Below are 3100 nucleotides of genomic sequence, written 5' to 3' on the forward strand. Positions count from 1 at the left end.
TGTGCACGAGGCGGTCCGCGATGGCGGAGGCCGCGGCGCTGTTGTGGAAGAGCTTGCCCCAGTCCTTGAAAGGGAGGTTGGTGGTGACGATGGTGGAGGAGCGTTGGTAGCGCTTGTTGAAAACCTGGTAGAGGAGGTCGGCCCCCCGAGCATCGAAGCTGAGATAACCGAGTTCATCGATGAGGAGGAGTTCGGGAGCCGCCCAGGCGGCAAGCCGTTTGTGGAGCGTGTTCTTGGATTGGCCGACGACGAGGTCATTCACCAGGTCTGCAGCCACGACGAAGCGGACGCGGTAGCCGCGGAGGCAAGCCAGTTGCCCGAGGGCATTGGCGAGGTGGGTTTTACCTACCCCGCTGGGGCCGATGAAGACGACGTTGCTCTTCTCCCGAATGAAGTCGAGGGAGGCGGCACGCGTGACGAGCTCTCTGTCGATGTGCTTGGGGTAGTTGAAGTCATAGGAGTCGATGGTGGGGAGCGGGAAAATGGCGGAGCGGCGCAGAGCAGTCCTGGCGCGAGCTTCGGTGGTGTCGCGGAGTTGCTCGCGCATGAGGTTGTCCAGAAGCGACGAGGGAGAGTCATTTCGCGCAATGGCTTTGGCCAGGGCTGCATTCAATTGACTGGCGGCATGCTCGAGTCCGAGGGCGCGCAGGACTTCTTCGAGGGAGAGCGTAGACAAGTCATGAGGGAAGACAGAGGCGGGGCTTCGGGTGCGGGAGGGCATCGTAGGAGTCCAGGGGGTGGGGTTGGACGTCGAGCGAGTCAGCGAGGGCATTGCCAGTGAGAATGGGCTCCGGGGGCTCGGCGAGGCCTTGAGCGAAGCGGGCCTGGTCAATCAGCGCGCGGACGTAGCGGGCGCCGAAGGTGCGCAGGACGAGGGCGCGAGCCATGGCGGCGGCCACCTCGGCGTCACTGTATTGGAGGGCGAGTCGCAGCAAGGCGCGGCACTCGTTGTTGAGGCGAATGGGGCGGCGAGCGACTTCCTGGAGGTAGAGTCTGGCTTCAGGGCTGAGGGAGGCGAGGCGCTCCTTGCGCTTGGGCCCAAGTGCGAGTTTGCGTCGCTCAAGGAGTTGCTGAATGTGGTGGGCGTCCTCGACATGGCGGTGGCGCTCCCAGCACCTCTCATGGCGTGCGACTTCCATCCCCTCGTGGAGAATGCGGACGGAGGAGTCATTGGCCCTCAGGTGCACCGACTTGCCAGCGAATTCCGGAGGGACTGAGTAGGAGTTGGCGTCAAGGCGGACGCGTGCCTCCTTGGAGACGACGAGGGGGAGGAGGACATCCGTGTCATAGGCGTGCACCGGAAGCGGGTGCAGCCTGGGCCTCTCGAGGAGAAGCCTCTCGCAGGGCCGCTCTCGGGTGGTGGCATGCAGGCGCGTATTCGCCGTCTCGGCCAGCCACGTCCTGGCCTGAGCGCGCAAGTCCTCGAGAGAGGAGAAGCTGCGGCCGTAGAAGAAGGCGTGGCGCAGGTATTTAATGGAGGCCTCCACGCGGCCCTTGGCTTCCGGGTAGCGGATGGGGGCGGCGGTGGGCTCGAAGAGGTAGTGCCCCGCGAAGGAAAGGAAGCGTGGGTTGAATTGCACCGTGCTTCCGACGCGGTTGAGGACGACGGACTTGAGGTTGTCGTAGAGAATGCGCCGAGGGACGCCGCCAAAGTATTCCAGGGCGCGCTGGTGCATGCGCAGGAAGGTTTCCATGTGCATGTCCAAGGAGAAGTCGACGAAGAGGGCGCGCGAGTAGGACAGCACCATGGCGAATGCGGAAAGGGGGCGTGAGGTGGAGCCAATACGGAAGTGTCCAAAGCTTCCCCAGTCCACCTGGGCGTACTCCCCGGGCTCCGTCTCCACTCGCAGGTACACCTTGCGCGGCCGCGGGTGCCGCACCTTCGCCACGTAGCGACGCAGAATGGCAACCCCGTGCTGGTAGCCTTTGTCCTTCAACTCGGCCAGGAGGCGGGTGCCCGTCAACTCTGGCGCCTCCGTGAGGCGCTGGACGAGGTAGGGTTTGAAGGGCTCCAAGGCACCGACAGTCCGCGGTGGGGCTGCCTCCGAGGGCACGGAAATGGCCCTGCGGACGGTGGAGTGGTGCACGCCGAAGCGGCGGGCCACTGTCTCGACGGCCCACCCTTCCCGAAGGCAGAGGCGTCTCATTTCGGCGCCAATCTCAGGCGAAATCATCGCCGCTGCCCCGTCGCCGCGCGGGTGAGTAGCCTCCGAGCGGACTCAAAGCCTTCCCACTCGAGAAACCTGTCACGGGGTGGAGGTGGACACTGCAGAGACGTCCATTCCACGGCGATGTTGGGGTTGAAGGCCAAGTCCCCCAACAGCTTCGCCCATAACCCAGGCTGCAGCCGGGCCTCCTGCGCGTCCGCATCGACGACAGCGTAGAGGGGCATGCCGTACCAGGCACTGAGTGACTCCACCAGGAGGGACACGGCTGGAGTCCTCGCCGGTACAGGCGGCAGGCGGGCCTTCAGGACGGTGCCCTGCTTGGGCACGGAGAGAAGGAGTTGGGTGTACGGGGTATGCGCCTCGAGCGTCAGCCACAGCGGCGGTGAAGACATAGAGAGCCACCTCCAGACGGCGCCGGGCGGCTGGCTCATCCAACTCGCGGGGCACACGTGCGACTCTCGTTACGCTCGCCTCCGCCTGGACTGAACCTGGATGTGTGACTCTCCGCGCTCGCTGTCGTGCCCGTTGCTCGGCTTTGCGGGCCGCCGCGTCACGACGCACCTCGGCAGGACGGAGGCTCGCCCGGTAGGCGCGGCTCGCTTTGCACCACTGCGCTCTGCGGGCCAGGGCGCGGCACACTTCGTGGCAATAGGCCTGCCCCCTGTCGCACCTCCGACAGAGCCAGAATCGCTCCCCGCAATGACGGCACTCTCGCTCTCGAAGCTCGTGCACCCGGGCCTCCGGGTGGACGCGTTCGTGACACGGGCGCTTCTTGTTGCTGCCTGTCGCGGAGAGGTAGCGACTCCAGTTGTCCGGCGGCCTGGCCTTCCTCCAGGTCGCTCATCTCGTCCACTCTTCCAGCCCAGCGTGGCCCAAGGCTTCACGTCCGCCAGTTTTCGGCACCTCGAGCGCCCCTGCGCGGCCTTCCAATC

Annotated in this window: 3 protein-coding genes; all 3 read right to left on the reverse strand. The window is 65.5% G+C overall.

Annotation, left to right across the window (positions count from 1 at the left end):
* The coding region (gene istB / locus JGU66_36145; protein ID MBJ6766207.1) for an IS21-like element helper ATPase IstB at positions 1–676 on the reverse strand (676 nt) is incomplete at its 3' end.
* 1 nt (position 677) lies between these two features.
* Positions 678–2147 (reverse strand): IS21 family transposase, encoded by a 1470-nt coding sequence (istA, locus tag JGU66_36150; GenBank protein MBJ6766208.1) that lies wholly within the window; start codon positions 2145–2147, stop codon positions 678–680.
* Positions 2148–2170: 23 nt separating this feature from the next.
* On the reverse strand, positions 2171–2560 hold the full coding sequence (locus tag JGU66_36155; GenBank protein ID MBJ6766209.1) for a hypothetical protein: 390 nt from the start codon (positions 2558–2560) through the stop codon (positions 2171–2173).
* Positions 2561–3100 lie beyond the last annotated feature (540 nt).

This window comes from Myxococcaceae bacterium JPH2, assembly GCA_016458225.1.
GTDB lineage: Bacteria > Myxococcota > Myxococcia > Myxococcales > Myxococcaceae > Citreicoccus.

Excerpts from the sequence above, each read along its gene's own strand:
- istA (MBJ6766208.1), bottom strand. The coding sequence starts at position 2,147 with ATGAGACGCCTCTGCCTTCGGGAAGGGTGGGCCGTCGAGACAGTGGCC.
- JGU66_36155 (MBJ6766209.1), bottom strand. The coding sequence starts at position 2,560 with ATGTCTTCACCGCCGCTGTGGCTGACGCTCGAGGCGCATACCCCGTAC.